The organism is Nitrospirillum guanabarense (assembly GCF_034653355.1).
Taxonomy (GTDB): domain Bacteria; phylum Pseudomonadota; class Alphaproteobacteria; order Azospirillales; family Azospirillaceae; genus Nitrospirillum.
In genome coordinates this window covers 959,854-975,484 of record NZ_JAYEER010000001.1, presented here as the reverse complement: position 1 = coordinate 975,484, position 15,631 = coordinate 959,854, and the positions used below count along the sequence as shown (strand labels likewise).

General features: G+C 70.5%; 15 protein-coding genes. 7 read left to right on the top strand and 8 right to left on the bottom strand.

Features of this window, described 5'->3' with window-relative positions:
- Nucleotides 1-3: 3 nt before the first annotated feature.
- Entirely contained in the window at nt 4-864 is an 861-nt protein-coding gene (locus UAA55_RS04065) for a protein-methionine-sulfoxide reductase heme-binding subunit MsrQ (RefSeq protein ID WP_322951380.1), read from the bottom strand.
- Between the two features lie 243 nt (nt 865-1,107).
- On the opposite strand from UAA55_RS04065, the gene UAA55_RS04060 reads away from it, so the two are divergent.
- The 5 genes from UAA55_RS04060 to UAA55_RS04040 all read left to right on the top strand — a co-directional run bounded on the left by UAA55_RS04060 (nt 1,108) and on the right by UAA55_RS04040 (nt 5,698).
- Nucleotides 1,108-1,569 (top strand): hypothetical protein, encoded by a 462-nt coding sequence (locus tag UAA55_RS04060; protein WP_322951379.1) that lies wholly within the window; start codon nt 1,108-1,110, stop codon nt 1,567-1,569.
- A 106-nt stretch (nt 1,570-1,675) separates the two neighbouring features.
- Entirely contained in the window at nt 1,676-1,837 is a 162-nt protein-coding gene (locus tag UAA55_RS04055; RefSeq protein ID WP_322951378.1) for a hypothetical protein, read from the top strand.
- Nucleotides 1,834-3,378 (top strand): DUF4153 domain-containing protein, encoded by a 1,545-nt coding sequence (locus tag UAA55_RS04050; RefSeq protein ID WP_322951377.1) that lies wholly within the window; start codon nt 1,834-1,836, stop codon nt 3,376-3,378. Before UAA55_RS04055 ends, UAA55_RS04050 begins: the two co-directional genes overlap by 4 nt.
- An 11-nt stretch (nt 3,379-3,389) precedes the next feature.
- The gene (locus tag UAA55_RS04045; RefSeq protein WP_322951376.1) at nt 3,390-4,103 is read left to right on the top strand and encodes a response regulator transcription factor; all 714 of its coding nucleotides are present in this window, start codon (nt 3,390-3,392) and stop codon (nt 4,101-4,103) included.
- On the top strand, nt 4,100-5,698 hold the full coding sequence (locus UAA55_RS04040) for a sensor histidine kinase (protein ID WP_322951375.1): 1,599 nt from the start codon (nt 4,100-4,102) through the stop codon (nt 5,696-5,698). Before UAA55_RS04045 ends, UAA55_RS04040 begins: the two co-directional genes overlap by 4 nt.
- Before the next feature lies 1 nt (nt 5,699).
- On the opposite strand, the gene UAA55_RS04035 is transcribed toward UAA55_RS04040, so the two are convergent.
- The 4 genes from UAA55_RS04035 to UAA55_RS04020 all read right to left on the bottom strand — a co-directional run bounded on the left by UAA55_RS04035 (nt 5,700) and on the right by UAA55_RS04020 (nt 9,542).
- Complete coding sequence (locus UAA55_RS04035; RefSeq protein WP_322951374.1) at nt 5,700-6,920, bottom strand: YbfB/YjiJ family MFS transporter; 1,221 nt, start codon at nt 6,918-6,920, stop codon at nt 5,700-5,702.
- 44 nt (nt 6,921-6,964) lie between these two features.
- On the bottom strand, nt 6,965-7,672 hold the full coding sequence (locus UAA55_RS04030) for a glutathione binding-like protein (protein WP_277906097.1): 708 nt from the start codon (nt 7,670-7,672) through the stop codon (nt 6,965-6,967).
- Between the two features lie 51 nt (nt 7,673-7,723).
- Nucleotides 7,724-8,305: a TetR/AcrR family transcriptional regulator gene (locus UAA55_RS04025; protein WP_322951373.1), complete on the bottom strand. Its 582-nt coding sequence runs from the start codon at nt 8,303-8,305 to the stop codon at nt 7,724-7,726.
- A 166-nt stretch (nt 8,306-8,471) separates the two neighbouring features.
- The gene (locus tag UAA55_RS04020) at nt 8,472-9,542 is read right to left on the bottom strand and encodes a dipeptidase (protein WP_322951372.1); all 1,071 of its coding nucleotides are present in this window, start codon (nt 9,540-9,542) and stop codon (nt 8,472-8,474) included.
- 349 nt (nt 9,543-9,891) lie between these two features.
- On the opposite strand from UAA55_RS04020, the gene UAA55_RS04015 reads away from it, so the two are divergent.
- Complete coding sequence (locus tag UAA55_RS04015) at nt 9,892-11,607, top strand: DUF4166 domain-containing protein (protein WP_322951371.1); 1,716 nt, start codon at nt 9,892-9,894, stop codon at nt 11,605-11,607.
- On the opposite strand, the gene UAA55_RS04010 is transcribed toward UAA55_RS04015, so the two are convergent.
- On the bottom strand, nt 11,608-12,459 hold the full coding sequence (locus tag UAA55_RS04010) for a LysR substrate-binding domain-containing protein (protein WP_322951370.1): 852 nt from the start codon (nt 12,457-12,459) through the stop codon (nt 11,608-11,610).
- Nucleotides 12,460-12,665: 206 nt separating this feature from the next.
- On the opposite strand from UAA55_RS04010, the gene UAA55_RS04005 reads away from it, so the two are divergent.
- Nucleotides 12,666-13,685 carry a bile acid:sodium symporter family protein gene (locus UAA55_RS04005; protein WP_322951369.1) on the top strand — a complete coding sequence of 340 codons (1,020 nt, stop codon included), beginning with the start codon at nt 12,666-12,668 and terminating at the stop codon, nt 13,683-13,685.
- Between the two features lie 3 nt (nt 13,686-13,688).
- Here UAA55_RS04005 and UAA55_RS04000 read toward each other — a convergent pair whose 3' ends face one another.
- Together UAA55_RS04000 and UAA55_RS03995 are read right to left on the bottom strand one after the other, a co-directional pair.
- Nucleotides 13,689-14,207 carry a GNAT family N-acetyltransferase gene (locus UAA55_RS04000; RefSeq protein ID WP_322951368.1) on the bottom strand — a complete coding sequence of 173 codons (519 nt, stop codon included), beginning with the start codon at nt 14,205-14,207 and terminating at the stop codon, nt 13,689-13,691.
- Nucleotides 14,201-15,583 carry an L-serine ammonia-lyase gene (locus UAA55_RS03995; RefSeq protein WP_322951367.1) on the bottom strand — a complete coding sequence of 461 codons (1,383 nt, stop codon included), beginning with the start codon at nt 15,581-15,583 and terminating at the stop codon, nt 14,201-14,203. Before UAA55_RS03995 ends, UAA55_RS04000 begins: the two co-directional genes overlap by 7 nt.
- Nucleotides 15,584-15,631: the final 48 nt, after the last annotated feature.

The following is a 15,631-nucleotide window of genomic DNA, read 5'->3' as shown; positions in this document are numbered from 1 at the left end:
AGCCTAGGCCCGCGCCAGCCGGCGCGCCCGCTGCTTCAGATCGCCCGCGACCGAGGCGCAGGTCAGGCCCAGGCCGCCGGCCAGGACGTACCAGGCGGGGCGGATGCCCGCGTCCCAGTCGAAGCTGAGGTTGGCCTGCAGGATCAGGTCCGGCGGCAGATGGCGAACGGCCCAGAAGCCCAGCGCCTCCGCCCCCGCCGTGCCCACGGCCGCCAGGACGCTGAGCCCCAGCAGCACGGGGACGGACTGCGCCTGCCCGTCGGGCAGCACGCGGTTCAGCAGGCGGTAGGCCAACAACCACGCCAGCCAGCCGGCCATCAGGGTGGGCACCGTCACATCGGCCTTTTCCTGCAGGAAATAGTGGATCAGGCCCAGGATGGCGATGGGGTAGACCAGGGCGTGCAGCCGGCGCCAGCGCGGGCCGCCCAACCGCTTGATCATGCCGTCGGTGGAGGTGACGCCCAACGCCACCAGGCCCAGCAGCGCCACGAACCCGATGGTGAGGTAGATGCGGCGCGCGATTTCGGACGCGATGTGCAGGATGTCGAGCGACTGGTCGGCGGCGTAGCCGCCCAGGTGCACCACGGCGTAAAGGCAGGCGGCCACGCCGATGCGCCGACGCACGGTCACCAGCGCCGGCCAGCGGGCGATGCGCGCCAGCGGTGTCACCAACAGCGACAGCAGCAGGAAGCGGAAGGTCCACACGCCCACCTGGTGGATGAAGGCGTTGTAGGGCCGGGGGCCCAGCTGCCCCACGGCGGCGTCATAGGCGGTGAGGGCCATGGGCAGGCACAAGCCCGCCAGCACCACCGTCATCAGCCAGGAAAAGCGGCCGGCCCGGTCTTGCCATAGGCGCCAGCTCATGCCCGGCCCCCGGCAAGAGCGCTGCGATATGCAATACTGTTTGCAAATCTGACGACAAAAGTGCCGGACGTTTCTGTTGCATAACGCATTATCTTCGCCTTTTCAGGGGGATAGGCCGAACCGCCATCCCTAATTAATTCCTTAATTACCGCACCGCACGCGGCCATCCGTCGCATCTGGCCCGGTCCTTGCTTTAACCATTGCCAAAACGGGCTTCAAGCCACAGGAACCGAGGACCTCTTCATGACCCGCCTGCTGACAGCCCTGATGCTGGGCTGCCTGGCATGGACCGCCGCCACCGCGCCGGCCCGCGCCGCCAGCACCAAGAACACCATTGGCCTGAAGGCCACCGTCGCCACCGCCTGCACCGTGGACGTCACCGACCTGGGCGTCGCCCTGGATGTGGTGGGCGGCGAGAACAAACGCCAGGTGGGCAGCGTGGTTGAGAACTGCAACGACGCCAAGGGCTACACCATCACGGTCAACTCCGCCAACAACGGCAAACTGCAGTCGGGCAAGAACACCGTCACCTTCACCACCATATATGACGGCACCACCGGCAACGGCAGCGGCAGCGTTTCCGTCACGCGGTCCAAGGCCACCTTCGCCAAGACGGCCGCCCTGGCCGTGACCATCGCCGGCAACGCCAAGACCATCGCCGGCCACTACACCGACACCCTGACGGTGACCATCAAGGCGAAGTAAGGCGGCGGGCCCTGGACGTCCGCCTGCACAAAATCTGCACAAAAGACGCTGGATATCTGCTGACCGGCGCCCGCAGGGCTGCACGGTCGCGTCGCATAACGGCGGCATGACACCCGCCGGAACCCCACCCCTGAACCCCACGCCCGCCATCCTGCCGCCCTGCGTCCTGCGCGACGGCTGGTGGCTGGCGGCGAACCCACGCCCGGGATCCTGGGGCCCCACGGCCGTCATCCTGCCCTTCAAGCCCAGGAACACCGCGGCCCCATGACCGACACCACCCCCATCACGACCGCCGGTGCTACGCCCGGCGGCGACGCCCCCCGCTTGTCCAGTCCCGATTGGCCTGCCGGCATGGTCCTGGTCGGCCTGGCGACCCTGGCCACCGCGCTGTTCTACAACGCGCCGCTGGGCATCACCCTGCCCGCGTTCCTGGCCCTGCTGTGCGGCGGATCGCTGGCCCTGAATCCGCCGGCCGGCGGCGCCGCGCGCTGGGTTCCGGCGGCGGCGGCGCTGGTGGCCGCGCTGGCGCTGCTGGCCAACGCCGTGACACCCCTGTCGCTGCTGCTGGCCTTGCCCGCCGTGGCGGCCAGCCTGCTGCACCTGACGGAGCGCTGGCCGCCCGGCCTGGGTGGCCGGGCGCGGTCCGTGGGCGCCATGCTGGCACTGGGCCCATGGCGGCTATGGCGTGACAGCCTGGCGGCCCTGGAGTGGGGCGTGGATCATGTGCGGCGCCGGGCCGTCATCGCCGCCGCCGCCCGCTGGGCCCTGCCCTTCGGCCTGGGCCTGGTCTTCTGCCTGCTGTTCACCACCGCCAATCCGGTGCTGACCCTGTGGGTGGACCGGCTGCCGCTGGCCTTCCTGAAGGGCATCGACGCCGGCCGCATCGTTTTCTGGATGGTGGCCCTGCCCCTGCTGTGGCCCTTCGTCACGGTCACCGGCCTGACCGGCCCCGCCCCGGCGTCGGCCCAAACGGGAGGCGGTGAAGGGCGGGATAATCCGGTGCTGGCCCTGTTGCTGTCGCCGGCGACGGTGATGCGGGCGCTGGTCCTGTTCAACGCCCTGTTCGCCCTGCAGTCGGCCCTGGACATTTACTATCTATGGACCGGCCACCGGCTGCCGGAGGGCGTGACCCACGCCGCCTATGCCCATCAGGGGGCCTATCCCCTGGTCTTGACCGCCCTGCTGGCCGCCCTGTTCGTGCTGGTGGCGCTGGAGCGTCCGCCGGTGACCGGCACCGTTCGCGGCCTGATCGTCGCCTGGATCGCGCAGAACATCCTGCTGGTGCTGTCGGCCATGATGCGCTTGGCGACCTATGTGGAGGCCTATTCCCTGACCGGGCTGCGCGTCGCCGCCTTCCTGTGGATGATCCTGGTGGCGGTTGGCCTGGGGCTGATCCTGGCGCGCATGGCGCTGGGGCGGTCCAACCGCTGGCTGGTGGGCGCCAACCTGGCGGCGGCGGTGGCCCTGCTGTACGGCGCCGCCTGGGTCAACATCCCCGCCCTGATCGCCACCTACAATGTGGATCATTGCCGGGAGGCGGCGGGCGGCGGCCCCGAGCTGGACTGGACCTATCTGGGCCGGCTGGGACCGCAGGCCATCCCGGCGCTGGATCACTACATCGCCCTGCCACTGCACAGCGGGGCCGACGCTGGCGATGTTTCCGGCGCGACCGTTGAGGCCCTGCGCGGTGTCCTGGCCCAGCGCTTTCTGTCCCGCCGCACCGACTGGCGCGGCTGGACCCTGCGCGACCAGCGCCTGAAGGACTATCTGGCGGCCCATCCAGATGGTATCGATCATGAAGGTCAGTAATGATGAGTGTCATGCACCGCATCCTTGTCGTCGACGACGATCCCCATATCCGCGACGTCCTGTGCTTCGCCCTGGAAAAGGCGGGCATGGCGGCGGAATGGGCCGGCAACGGCGTGGACGCCCTGGATCTGGCCACCCGCAACCCGCCCAGCCTGGTGGTGCTGGACGTGGGCATGCCAGAGATGGACGGGCTGGAAGTCTGCCGCCGCCTGCGCCGCGCCTCCGACGTGCCCATCCTGTTCCTGTCCGCCCGGGATGAGGAGATCGATCGCGTGCTGGGGCTGGAGATGGGCGGCGACGACTACGTCACCAAGCCCTTCAGCCCGCGCGAACTGGTGGCCCGCGTCAACGTCATCCTGCGCCGCGCCCGGGGGGCGCCCGTGGTCGCGACGCCGCAAGAGGACGCGCCACCCTTGATCCGGGGCGCCCTGACGCTGGACAGCGCCGGCCACCGCGCCACTGTCGCGGGCCGCGAACTGGGCTTGACCGCGCGCGAATTCATGATGGTGAAGACCCTGGCCAGCCGACCGGCGGTGGTGTTCAGCCGCAACCAGCTGATGGACGCCGCCTACCCCGACAACATCCATGTCTCCGACCGGACCATCGACAGCCACGTGCGCAACATCCGCGCCAAGTTCCAGGCCGCAGGCTGCGAGGACGCGGTGGAGACGGTGCATGGCGTGGGCTTCCGCCTGGGCGCCTGCACGGCGGCGACCCCACCGTGACGCCGTTGCGCGTCCGCGCCAAATGGCGCCCCTCGCTGGGCATGATCGTGGTGGCGGTCCTGCTGGCCGTCGCGGCCCTGCCCCTGGCCGGCCTGTTCTTCTTCCGCCTCTATGAGAACCAGCTGGTGCGCCAGACGGAGGCGGAGCTGATCGCCCAGGCCAGCGTGCTGGCCGCCGCCTACGCCGACGCGGTGGAGCGGCTGGACCCGCCACCGGCCCTGTCGTCCACCCTGGTGACGCCCCTGGCGCCGGAGGAACGGTTCCACCCCATCGAGCCGGCGCTGGACCTGACGGGCGACGACGTGCTGGGCGCCCGGCCGGCGGCCGCGCCGGCCACCGCCGCCGTGGACCCGGCCCTGCAGGTCATCGGCAACCAAATCTACGCCATCGCCCGGCGGGCGCAGGACCAGATGCTGGCCGGCGTGCGGGTGCTGGACTTCAACGGCACCATCCTGGCGGGGACGGAGGAGGTGGGCCTGTCCCTGGCCGACGTGCCGGAGGTGGCGGGCGCCTTGGCCGGGCAATACCACGCCGTCCTGCGCGTCCGCCGGTCGCAGCATGAGCCGCCGCCGCTCTATTCCATGAGCCGGGGGACGGGCGTGCGGGTGTTCGTGGCCCTGCCCGTCATCGCCCATACCCAAGACGGTGATCGGGTGGCGGGGGTCATCTACGCCTCGCGCACGCCCAACAACATCTTCCGCCATCTGTACGGGGAACGGCGCAAGGTGGCCCTGGCCGGCGGCTGCATCCTGGCCGTCATCCTCATCATCGCTTTCGTCTTCTCTCGCACCATCACCCGCCCCATCCACCAGCTGGTGCGCCAGACGCGGGAACTGGGCACCCGCGCCCTGGATGAGGGGCCGGCCGACGCCCCACACTACGGCACCCGGGAAATCGCCCTGCTGTCGCAAAGCTTCCACGACATGGCGCAGCGCCTGTCCGACCGGTCGCGCTACATCACCACCTTCGCCGCCCATGTCAGCCACGAGCTGAAGTCGCCCCTGACCGGCATCCAAGGGGCGGCGGAGCTGCTGCACGACGACATAGACGGCGAGGCGGCCATGGACGCCAGCCAGCGCCGGCGCTTCCTGGGCAACATCCTGGCCGACACCCGCCGCCTGACGGCCCTGGTGCAGCGGCTGCGCGACCTGGCCCAGGCGGACAACCCGGTACGCGGCGGACGCACCAGCCTGGCCGCCGTCTGGCCCGAGCTGGCGGCCCAGTTCCCCGGCCTGGCGCTGACCGCCGGCGGGGAGGACGCCGCCGTCGCCATGTCGGCGGAGAACGTGATGATCCTGTTCGGCCACCTGGCGGACAACGCCGGCCGCCACGGCGCCACCGCGCTGGACATCGCCGTCGCCTTCCGCGACTGGGCGGTGGTGGTCACCGTGGCCGACAACGGCCACGGCATCTCCCCCGCCAACCGCGACCGGGTGTTCGACGCCTTCTTCACCACCCGGCGGGACAGCGGCGGCACCGGCATGGGCCTGCACATCGTGCAATCCCTGCTGCGCTCCCACGGCGGCGACATCCGCCTGGGCGACGCGCCGGAAGGCGGCGGGGCGGTGTTTGAGGTGACCCTGCCCCGGGCTTGAGTTATTTTCGCCCACCCAGCGCCGCCGCGGTATCCGCGACAAGGGCCACCACCAGGGCGACCGCGCCACAGAGGAAGATCAGGGCGTAATCCTGGCCGCTGTGGTTGAACAGGTAGGAATAGCCGTAGCCGGCCAGCGCCTGGAACAGGGCGAAGGCGGTCGTGGCGCGGCTCCATGCCGCCTGCTGCAGCTTATGGCTGTGGGGCAGCAGCTCGCGGATTCGACCCAGGACCAGAGGCACGATGCCGGTTGTGAAAAGGCCCAGGACGATGGTGGCCATGGCGAGGGCGACGGGGTGGCCGCTCACGGCCAGCAGGGCCACGGCCGCCGCTTGCGCGGCCAGCGACAGGCGGTAAGCCGCTCCAGCCCCGATACGGTCAGCCAGCGAACCGCTGGCCAGGGGACCGGCGATGGCCGCCACGCCGTACAATACCCAGTAGAGCGCACCGACATCCGCGCCCCGGCCCAGACTGCGCGCGATATAGTCGACCAGCAGCACCATGACCGGCACCAGGCCCAGGGCGTTCAGGGCGTATTCGGCGTAGAGCACGCGCAGGATGCCGCCGGTGCGCCCACCCGCCGCCTCAGCCGCTGTCGCGACGGGGGCGGGCAGGTCACTCGCCGGCCAGCCGAACCAGCTGACGGCCGTCAGCAGCAGCGCCAGGCCGCCCAGTCCCATCCAGGCCTGCACCAGGCCAAGGCGCAGCAGGGCCGGCACCACGGTGCCCGACGCGGCGATGCCCAGCCCCAGGCCGACGAAGATGATGCCGCTGACCAGGCCGCGCCTGGCCGGCGGGATGTGCGGCAGGATGGATGTTGCCACCAGCACCATGATGGCGCCGCCGGCCAGTCCGGACAGGAAGCGCCAGACGAAGAACCAGCCGACCGACAGGGGAAAGGCGCAGGCGAAGAAGGCGACGGTGACCGCCAGCATCATCAGGCGCAGGGTCCAGCGGCTGGTCAGGCCCGCCGCCAGGGGCCGGCCCAGCAGCGCCCCCGCCAGGTAGCCGGCGAAGTTGGCCGCCCCCAGGGTCACCACGTCGCCGGCCGCGAACCAGCGGGCGGCGATCAGCGGCGGAATCAGGGGTGTGTAGGCGAAGCGCGCCAGGCCGACGGCGACCAAGCTGCCGCTGAGCCCGGCGATGGCGGCCATCCAGGACGCGGCGGACAAGCCGGGGGCGTTCCGGGGGACGGCGCCGTCCCCGGTGGTGGAGGTGGACATGGGATGAACTGCCTTTGCTGCGGCCGGCCTTGAACGGCCAAGCCTTATTTGATGGTGGGTGAATTATTGGCCGTCTGGCCGAACAGGATCTTCTTCCCCTCCTCCGTCACCGTGGGGCGGTTGCGCAGGGGCTCGCCCTTGGCATAGGCGCGGATGGTGGCGGGGCGGGCGGCCACGGCCTCGAACCAGCGCTTCAGGTCGGGGAAGTCGTCCAGGTTCTGCTGCTGGCGCTGCCACGGGACGATCCAGGGATAGATCGCCATGTCGGCGATGGAATAGTCGTCGCCCGCCACGAAGGTCCGCCCCGCCAGGCGGCGGTTCAGCACGCCGTACAGGCGGTTGGTCTCATTGACATAGCGGGTCATGGCATAGGGGATGCGTTCCGGCGCGTACTGCACGAAGTGGTGGTTCTGCCCGGCCATGGGCCCCAGGCCGCCCATCTGCCAGAACAGCCATTCCGTCACGGTCTTGCGGCCGCGCACATCGGCGGGGATGAAGCGGCCGGTCTTGTCCGCCAGATACAGCAGGATGGCGCCGCTTTCGAACACGGTGATGGCCTCACCCCCATCGGCCGGCGCGGTATCGATGATGGCCGGCATGCGGTTGTTGGGGGAAAAGGCCAGGAAGTCCGGTTTGAACTGGTCGCCGGCGCTGATGTCCACGGGATGGATGGTGTAGTCCAGCCCCGCCTCTTCCAGGAACAGGGTGATCTTGTGGCCATTGGGGGTGGGCCAGTAGTACAGCTCGATCATCGGATACCTCGCGGGACGGGCGAATGTTGGGGTTCTCGGGGGGGGCCACTCTCAGGGGTCCAGCAGGGCCAGGGCCGGGCGGGCCATGCCCTCCAGCTGGTCACGGTCGGCGTGCAGGCGCGCCATGACGCGCATGGCCACCACCACGCTCAGGAACAGCTGGGACAAGTCTTCCGCCGGCTGGGCGGGCGATATGGTGCCGTCGGCCTGGCCCGCACGCAGGTGGCGCAGGAAAAAGGCGCGGATTTCACCCAGGCCGCCAGCCACCTCCTCGCGGATGTCCGGGTCTTGGGCCGTGACGTCCAGCGCGGCGTTGATCAGCATGCAGCCCCGCCGCTGCGGATCGCCCAGGGAGCGTTCGACGACATCGGCCAGGTAGCCGGCCACCGCCTGGCGTGGCGGCAACCGGTCCAGCCGCGCGATGCGCTGGCTCAGCGTCCCGCTCAGATACTGGTCCAGCGCCTTCATGAACAAGCCGCGCTTGTCGCCAAAGGCGTTGTAGAAGCTGGCCGTGGTCAGCCCCATGCGCGCCGCCAGATCCCGGGTGCTGGCGGCGCCATAGCCCTGGGACCAGAACCCGTCGACGGCGGCCTGCAGCGCCGTCACCTCATCAAACTCGCGCGGCCGCGCCATGGCGGTCTCTCCCCAGATCCGGAAAGAACCGCCCAACGCCAAGGCATGGCGGTTCTGTATCGCTCGCTCCGGTTAAATTAGAGCACTCGATACAGAACACAAGCCCCACCGCGTGAAAATCATTATGCCGTGGGATGGAAGGCCGCGGCGCCGTTGAGTGGTGCCCTCACGCGCCCCAAACGTCCCGCGCGAAACGCAGGACGTTGCCGCCCAGGATTTTATCGATGCGGGCGGGCTTGTGGCCGCGCTTGGCCAGCAGGTCGGCCAGGTGGGTGAACTGGCCGGGGCCGCGCATGTCGGCCACGAAGGGATAGGTGTCCTCGGACTCGCCCGTGGCGCTGATGCCCGCGGCGCGGCGCTGCCGGATCTCCTCGCGCAGCACGGCGCGGTAGCGGTCCAGGTCGTCGATGCCGGTGACGTCGCCGTCGGTGCCGATGGCCACGTGGTCCTCGCCACAGACGTTCAGGGCGTGTTCAATATGGCGCACCACGTCCTCGGCCTTGGCGTGGCCGTCCGGCGTCAGGAAGGGCATGAAATAGATGCCGACCACGCCGCCACCCTGGGCCACGCCGCGCAGCTCCGCGTCCGTCTTGTTGCGCGGCAGGTCGCACACGGCGCGGCAGCCGGTGTGGCTGATGGTGATGGGGCCCTTGGCCACGGCCAGGGCGTCCAGGCAGGTCTTCTCGCCACTGTGCGACAGATCGACCATGACCCGGGCGGCCTGCAACCGCTCCACCGCCTGGCGGCCGAAATCGGTCAGGCCGGCGTTGGGTGCCATGGAACCGGCGCCCAGCGGGTTGGCGGGGTTGTAGGTCAGCTGGATGATGCGCACGCCGAGATCGGCGAACAGCTCCACCCGGTCCAGATCGCCGCCCAGCTGCACCGCGTTCTGGAAGCCGTAGATCACGCCCAGCTGGCCCTGGGCCTGCGCCGCGACGATGTCGGCGGCGGTGTGGACCTTGCGCAGCGCCTGTGGATGCTGGCGGATCAGCCGGTCCCATCGGCCGATGTCGCGCACCGTGAACTCGAACGGATCCATGGGGCCGGCGACGTACCCCAGGGTGAGGTTCACGGCCGTGAGGCCGGATTGGCGCACATCGGCCAGGGCGCGGGCATCCACCTTGGCCTGGGGGGTGTCCGGCAGCCGGGCCGCCGCCGACTGCGGGTCCAGCGCGGCGTCCACCTCGATGTTGGGGTTGGAGAAGCCGCCCAGGAAATTGATGACAGGCGCACGCATGGGAGCCTCCGCGACAGGCTTACCGGCAGGGGATCCAGAGGAGGCGTCGGGGACGCGACTGCGCGCCCGTACCGGTGCGGCGGCCAGCCCGCCGCCCAACGTCGCCATGGCCCCCGCCAGCATGGCGCGGCGATCCATCATCGTCATCCAATCCCCATTCCCCATCGGGCGCCCGCCCTGTCGGCCAGACCGCTACCCTCACGATTGCGCAAAGCCTGTGAAAAAGGAAGGCGGCGAGTGACCGCGCACGCCGGGCGCCGCCCGGCCGCCCCACCGCCGTTTGTCATCCACGCCAGACTGTGCCTTGATTGAGGGGGTTCCATCGGGGCCGCCGGAAGAGGGTGCACGGATGTCCAAACCTGGCTTGCGGGTCCTGATCGTTGGCGGCTACGGCACCTTCGGCGGCCGAATCGCCATCCTGCTGGCTAACGAGCCGAGCCTGACCCTGGTCATCGCCGGCCGGTCGGCGGACAAGGCCGCCGCCTTCTGTGGCGCCCTGGCGAAGCAGGGTGGCGCCACCGTGCCGCTGCCCCTGGCCTTCGACCGCGACGGTGATCTCAAGGCGCAACTGTCGGCCGCCGCGCCCGACCTGGTGATCGATGCCACCGGCCCCTTCCAGGTCTACGGCGACGCGCCCTACCGCGTGGTCCAGGCCTGCCTGGACCTGGGCCTGCCCTATTTGGACCTGGCGGACGGCGCCGACTTCGTCATGGGCATCGGGGCGTTCGATGAGGCCGCCCGGGCCCGGGGCATTCCCGTCCTGTCGGGGGTCAGCAGCTTCCCCGTGCTGACGGCGGCGGCGGCGCGCCATCTGACCCAGGGCTGGACGGCGGTGACGGCCCTCATGGCCGGGGTCGCCCCCTCGCCCTACGCCGTGGTGGGCGCCAACGTGCTGCGCGCCATCGCCAGCTATGCCGGGCGGCCCGTGCCCCTGATGCGCGACGGCGCCTGGACCCAGGGCCAGGCCATGACGGAGGTGCGGCGCCGCACCATCGCCCCACCGGGCATCCTGCCCCTGCGCAACACCCGCTTCGCCCTGGTGGAGGTGCCGGACCTGCGGGTGCTGCCGCCCCTGTGGCCGGGCTTGCGCGACATCTGGGTGGGGGCGGGCACGCGGCCGGAAAGCGTGCACCGGATCATGACCGCGCTGGCCTGGCTGGTGCGGCTGAGGATACTGCCCAGCCTGCTGCCTCTGGCGCCCCTGTTCCACTGGGGCGCCGGCATCTTCCGCTGGGGGGAACATCGCGGCGGCATGGTCGTCGAGGTCACGGGCCGCGACGCCCAGGACCAGCCCGCCAGCCGGTCCTGGCACATGGTGGCGGAGGGGGACGACGGTCCCTACGTTCCCGCCATGCCGGCCGCTGCCCTGGTGCGCCGTTGGTTGGCGGGATCACCCCCGCCCCCGGGCGCCCGCGCCGCCGTCACCGACCTGGATCTGGCGGACTACCAGCCCCTGTTCGCCCCCCGCGACATCCACACCGGCGTGCGCGATACCCCCGGACCGGAGGCGGCCCTGTTCGCCCAGGTGATGGGGCGCGAGGCCTGGGACCGGCAACCCGCCGCCTGGCGCGCCCTTCATACCCTGCCGGCCGACGGACCGGCCACCTGGCGCGGCCGCGCCGCCGTCACCCGGGGGCGGAGCCCGCTGGCCCGCCTGGCCGCGCTGGTGGTGGGCTTTCCGCCCAGCGGCACCGACGTGCCCGTCACCGTCACCCTGAGCCGCACCGCAGGGGACGGCGAGCTGTGGGCGCGCGACTTCGCCGGCCGCCGCTTCGCCAGCCGGCAAAGCCTGGGCCGGGGCCGCAACGAGCATCTGGTGGTGGAGAGCTTCGGCCCCGCCGCCTTCGCCATGGCGCTGGTGGCCGATGCCGACGGCGTCACCCTGGTGTTGCGCCGCTGGACCCTGTTCGGCCTGCCCCTGCCCCTGTGGCTGGCGCCGCGCAGCGACGCCAGCGAGATGGTGGCGCCCACGCCGGACGGCGACCGTTTCCGCTTCAACGTTCGCCTCAGCCACCCGCTGGCGGGGTTGATCGTGCATTACCGGGGGTGGCTGGGGCCGGCCTGATCACGCCGCCCCCTGCAACCTCACGGCACTGTCGACGATGGCCTGGGCCAGGGCCGCCGCCGGGCCGCGCCCCGTGGCGCCGGGGCCGGCCAGGACGAATTCCACGTCCACCAGGGGTGGCAGGTGCGGCACCTCCGCCATGCCGCTGGGCAGCATGGCGCGCGGCTGGACGGTGACGCCCAAGCCGGCCAAGGCCGCGGCGCGCAAACCGCTGAGGCTGCCGCTGACACAGGCGATGCGCCACGGGCGGCCGTGGCGTTCCAAGGCTTCCAAGGCCACGGAGCGACTGATGCTGGGCGGGGTGTACAACACCAGCGGCACGGGCTTGGCGGGGTCCGGCACCTCGCCCTCGCGCCCCGCCCAGACGAAGCGGTCGCGCCACAGCGGGCGGCCCAGGGTGTCCCCAGGGCGGCGCTTGGCCAGCACCAGGTCCAGTTCCCCCGCGTCCAGCTTCTGATAGAGGAAGCCGCTGAGGCCCACGGTCAGTTCCAGGTCCACCGCCGGGTGGCGGCGCACGAAGGCGGCCAGCACGTCCGACAGGTGGGAGATGACGAAGTCCTCCCCCGCGCCCAGCCGCACCCGGCCGCGCAGGTCGGCGCCGGCGAAGTGCTGGCGCGCCCGCTCCTCCAGCTCCAGCATGCCGCGGGCGAATTCCACCAGCGCCTCGCCATCCGCCGTCAGGCGCACGGTGTGGGTGTCGCGCACGAACAGGCGGCGGCCCACCGCGTCCTCCAGCCGGCCGATCTGCTGGCTGACGGTGGACTGGCGCAGGCCCAGCCGGCGGCCGGCCTCGGTAAACCCTTGAGCGCGCGCCACTTCCATGAAGGTGCGCAACAGCGCGGTGTCCAGCATGCTCCATCCCCAACGACGATACGGTCATTCATAAATACGATCACAATAACAATTGTAAGCAGTCTTCAAGATGGACCGTCCAGCACTTTATGATGGTGCGTCATCTTGCTCCGCCCCTTGCCCCCGACCCGTCGCCCATACAAGGTTGTCAGCCCATGTCCGTCCCCGCCGCAACCGCCCCCACCACAACCGCTCCTGGCCCGTCCATGCCCTCTTCCCGGAAGCCCTCCACGGTCCTGCTGTGGCTGGCGCGCCTGAAGCCCGACACCTTCACCCTGCTGCTGGTGGGGACGGTGGTGCTGGCCTCGTTCCTGCCGGCCAGGGGCGCCATGATCGGCGTGGCCAACGGGGCCACGGACGTCGCCGTCTTCCTGCTGTTCTTCCTTTACGGCGCCCGGCTGTCGCGGGAGGCGGTGATCGGCGGGCTGACGCAGTGGCGGCTGCACCTGCTGGTCACCCTGTGCACCTTCGCCCTGTTCCCCTTGGTGGGCCTGGCGCTGAAGCCCCTGGTGAACCTGGATATCCTGACGCCCGACCTGTACCTGGGCGTGCTGTTCCTCTGCACCCTGCCGTCCACGGTGCAGTCGTCCATCGCCTTCACCTCCATCGCCGGCGGCAACGTGGCGGCGGCCATCTGCAGCGCCTCGGCCAGCAACCTGCTGGGCATGGTGATCACGCCGGTGCTGGTGGGCCTGCTGCTCAGCAAGGCGGGCGCCGGCTTCTCGGCCGACGCCCTGACGTCCGTTTTCGTGCAACTGCTGCTGCCCTTCGTGCTGGGCCAATTGCTGCGTTCCCGCATCGGGGCGTGGGTGGCGCGCAACAAGAAGGTGCTGGGCCCGGTGGACCGGGCCAGCATCCTGCTGGTGGTCTACGGCGCCTTCAGCCACGCGGTGAACGAGGGCATCTGGCGCCAACTGGACGGGACCAGCCTGCTGAAGGTGGTGCTGGTCGACGGCGGCCTGCTGGCCCTGATCCTGGTGCTGACCACCGTCATCAGCCGCCGCTTCCACCTGTCGCGGGCCGATGAGATCGCCGTGGTGTTCTGCGGGTCCAAGAAAAGCCTGGTCAGCGGCATCCCCATGGCCAACGTGCTGTTCGCCGGCCACGCCGTGGGCATGATCGTCCTGCCCCTGATGCTGTTCCACCAGATCCAGCTGATGGTCTGCGCCGTGCTGGCCCGGCGCTATGCGGGCAGCCATCCGCCGGGGTATGTGGCAGCGGAGTGAGGTTCAGGCGCCGGCACCGAAGCCCGGGTGATAGGCGACCTCACCCTCAGGATCGGTACCGGCAGGACCGGTACCGGTGAAGGCCAGCCGTTGGAAGTATTCCGGCGGCACGCCGGGATAACGCAGCCGGCTGTCGGCGACGAAGCCGAAACGGCTATAATAGGCGGGCTCACCCAGCACGACGCAGCCTTCAGCCCCCATGGCCACCAGGCGGCGCAGGCCTTCGCGAATGAGCGCGCCGCCGATACCGCGCCGCTGGCGGATGGATTCCACCGAGACGGGCCCCAGCCCAAACCAGCCCCCCGAGCGGCCGTCTATGGTGACGGGGGAAAACGCCACGTGGCCGACGATGACCCCCTCCTGCACCGCCACCAACGACACCGTCAGGGCGCCGGCATTCCGTAAGGCGTCGACGATAGCGGCCTCGGTTCCCCCGCTATGAGGCGCGTCCTTGAAGGCGGCGTCGGTCAGGGCGCGGATGGCGGGGGCGTCGGTGGCGGTCTCGGGGCGCAGGATCAGCATTCGGGCAGGTTCACCGCCAAGCCACCCAGCGAAGTCTCCTTGTACAGGTCCTTCATGTCGGCGCCGGTGCGCCGCATGGTCTCGATCACCCGGTCCAGGCTGACCTTGTGGGTGCCGTCGCCCATCAGGGCCAGGCGGGCGGCGTCGATGGCCTTGATCGCGCCCATGGCGTTGCGCTCGATGCAGGGGATCTGCACCAGGCCCTTGATGGGGTCGCAGGTCAGGCCCAGGTTGTGCTCCATGCCGATCTCGGCCGCGTTCTCGATCTGGGCGTTGGTGCCACCCATGGCGGCGGTCAGCCCGGCGGCGGCCATGGAGCAGGCCACCCCCACCTCACCCTGGCAGCCCACCTCGGCCGCGGAGATGCTGGCGTTGCGCTTGTACAGGCCGCCGATAGCGGCGGCGGTCAGCAGGAAGATGTGCAGGCGGCGGCGGTCGGGATCATGGAAGCGCTCGTAATAGCGCAGGACCGATGGGATGATGCCAGCGGCCCCGTTGGTGGGGGAGGTCACGACCTTGCCGCCGGCCGCGTTCTCCTCATTCACCGCCAAGGCCCACAGGTTCACCCAGTCCATGACCGACAGCGGATCGCGCAGCATGCGTTCCTGCCGCTGCAGCAGCTGGGCGTGGATCTTGGCGGCGCGGCGCGGAACGTCCAGCCCGCCGGGCAGGATGCCGGTCTCGCGCATGCCACGATCGATGCAGGCGTCCATGGTGGCCAGGATGCGGTCCAGTCCCTGGTCGATCTCCGCGTCCGTGCGGCCCGCGCGCTCATTCTCGCGCATCAGCTCGGCGATGGTCAGGCCGGCCTTGGCCGCCATGTCCAGCAGTTGGTCGGCGTTGGCGAAATCATAGGGTACGGCCGGGCCGGGATTGGCCGGGGCGTTGGCCCGCGCCTCATCCTCATCCAGCACGAAGCCACCGCCGACGGAGTAATAGGTGCCGCGCGCCAGCTCCGCCCCCACGGCGTCGAAGGCCACGAAGGTGATGGCGTTGGGGTGGAAGGGCAGCTGGCTGCCGCCTTCCCAGCGGATGTCACGCTCGGCGTCGAAGTCGATCTCATGGCCGTCCGGACCATTCAGCGGCAAACGCCGGCTGGTCAGCACGCGGGCGACCAAGGCGGCGCAGGCGTCGGGATCGGCGTCGGCCGGCATCTGGCCGGTCAAGCCGATGAGGGCGGCGGTGTCGGTGGCGTGGCCCCGGCCGGTCAGCGCCAGGGATCCGTAGAGCTGCACCTCCACCCGCGCCACGGCGTCCAGCCGCCCGCCCCCGGCCAGGCGCCGGACGAAGCGGCAAGCCGCCGTCATGGGCCCCATGGTGTGGGAGCTGGAGGGGCCGACGCCCACCTTGAACAGTTCGAAGACGCTGATGCTCATGCCCGTAACCCTATTCCCGCGCGGGCCCGTCCCGCCGGCCACCCTGCG

Bases quoted from the DNA above. Each gene is read 5' to 3' on its own strand.
- UAA55_RS04065 (WP_322951380.1), bottom strand. From the start codon at position 864: ATGAGCTGGCGCCTATGGCAAGACCGGGCCGGCCGCTTTTCCTGGCTG.
- UAA55_RS04060 (WP_322951379.1), top strand. From the start codon at position 1,108: ATGACCCGCCTGCTGACAGCCCTGATGCTGGGCTGCCTGGCATGGACC.
- UAA55_RS04055 (WP_322951378.1), top strand. From the start codon at position 1,676: ATGACACCCGCCGGAACCCCACCCCTGAACCCCACGCCCGCCATCCTG.
- UAA55_RS04050 (WP_322951377.1), top strand. From the start codon at position 1,834: ATGACCGACACCACCCCCATCACGACCGCCGGTGCTACGCCCGGCGGC.
- UAA55_RS04045 (WP_322951376.1), top strand. From the start codon at position 3,390: ATGCACCGCATCCTTGTCGTCGACGACGATCCCCATATCCGCGACGTC.
- UAA55_RS04035 (WP_322951374.1), bottom strand. From the start codon at position 6,920: ATGTCCACCTCCACCACCGGGGACGGCGCCGTCCCCCGGAACGCCCCC.
- UAA55_RS04030 (WP_277906097.1), bottom strand. From the start codon at position 7,672: ATGATCGAGCTGTACTACTGGCCCACCCCCAATGGCCACAAGATCACC.
- UAA55_RS04025 (WP_322951373.1), bottom strand. From the start codon at position 8,305: ATGGCGCGGCCGCGCGAGTTTGATGAGGTGACGGCGCTGCAGGCCGCC.
- UAA55_RS04020 (WP_322951372.1), bottom strand. From the start codon at position 9,542: ATGCGTGCGCCTGTCATCAATTTCCTGGGCGGCTTCTCCAACCCCAAC.
- UAA55_RS04015 (WP_322951371.1), top strand. From the start codon at position 9,892: ATGTCCAAACCTGGCTTGCGGGTCCTGATCGTTGGCGGCTACGGCACC.
- UAA55_RS04010 (WP_322951370.1), bottom strand. From the start codon at position 12,459: ATGCTGGACACCGCGCTGTTGCGCACCTTCATGGAAGTGGCGCGCGCT.
- UAA55_RS04005 (WP_322951369.1), top strand. From the start codon at position 12,666: ATGCCCTCTTCCCGGAAGCCCTCCACGGTCCTGCTGTGGCTGGCGCGC.
- UAA55_RS04000 (WP_322951368.1), bottom strand. From the start codon at position 14,207: ATGCTGATCCTGCGCCCCGAGACCGCCACCGACGCCCCCGCCATCCGC.
- UAA55_RS03995 (WP_322951367.1), bottom strand. From the start codon at position 15,583: ATGAGCATCAGCGTCTTCGAACTGTTCAAGGTGGGCGTCGGCCCCTCC.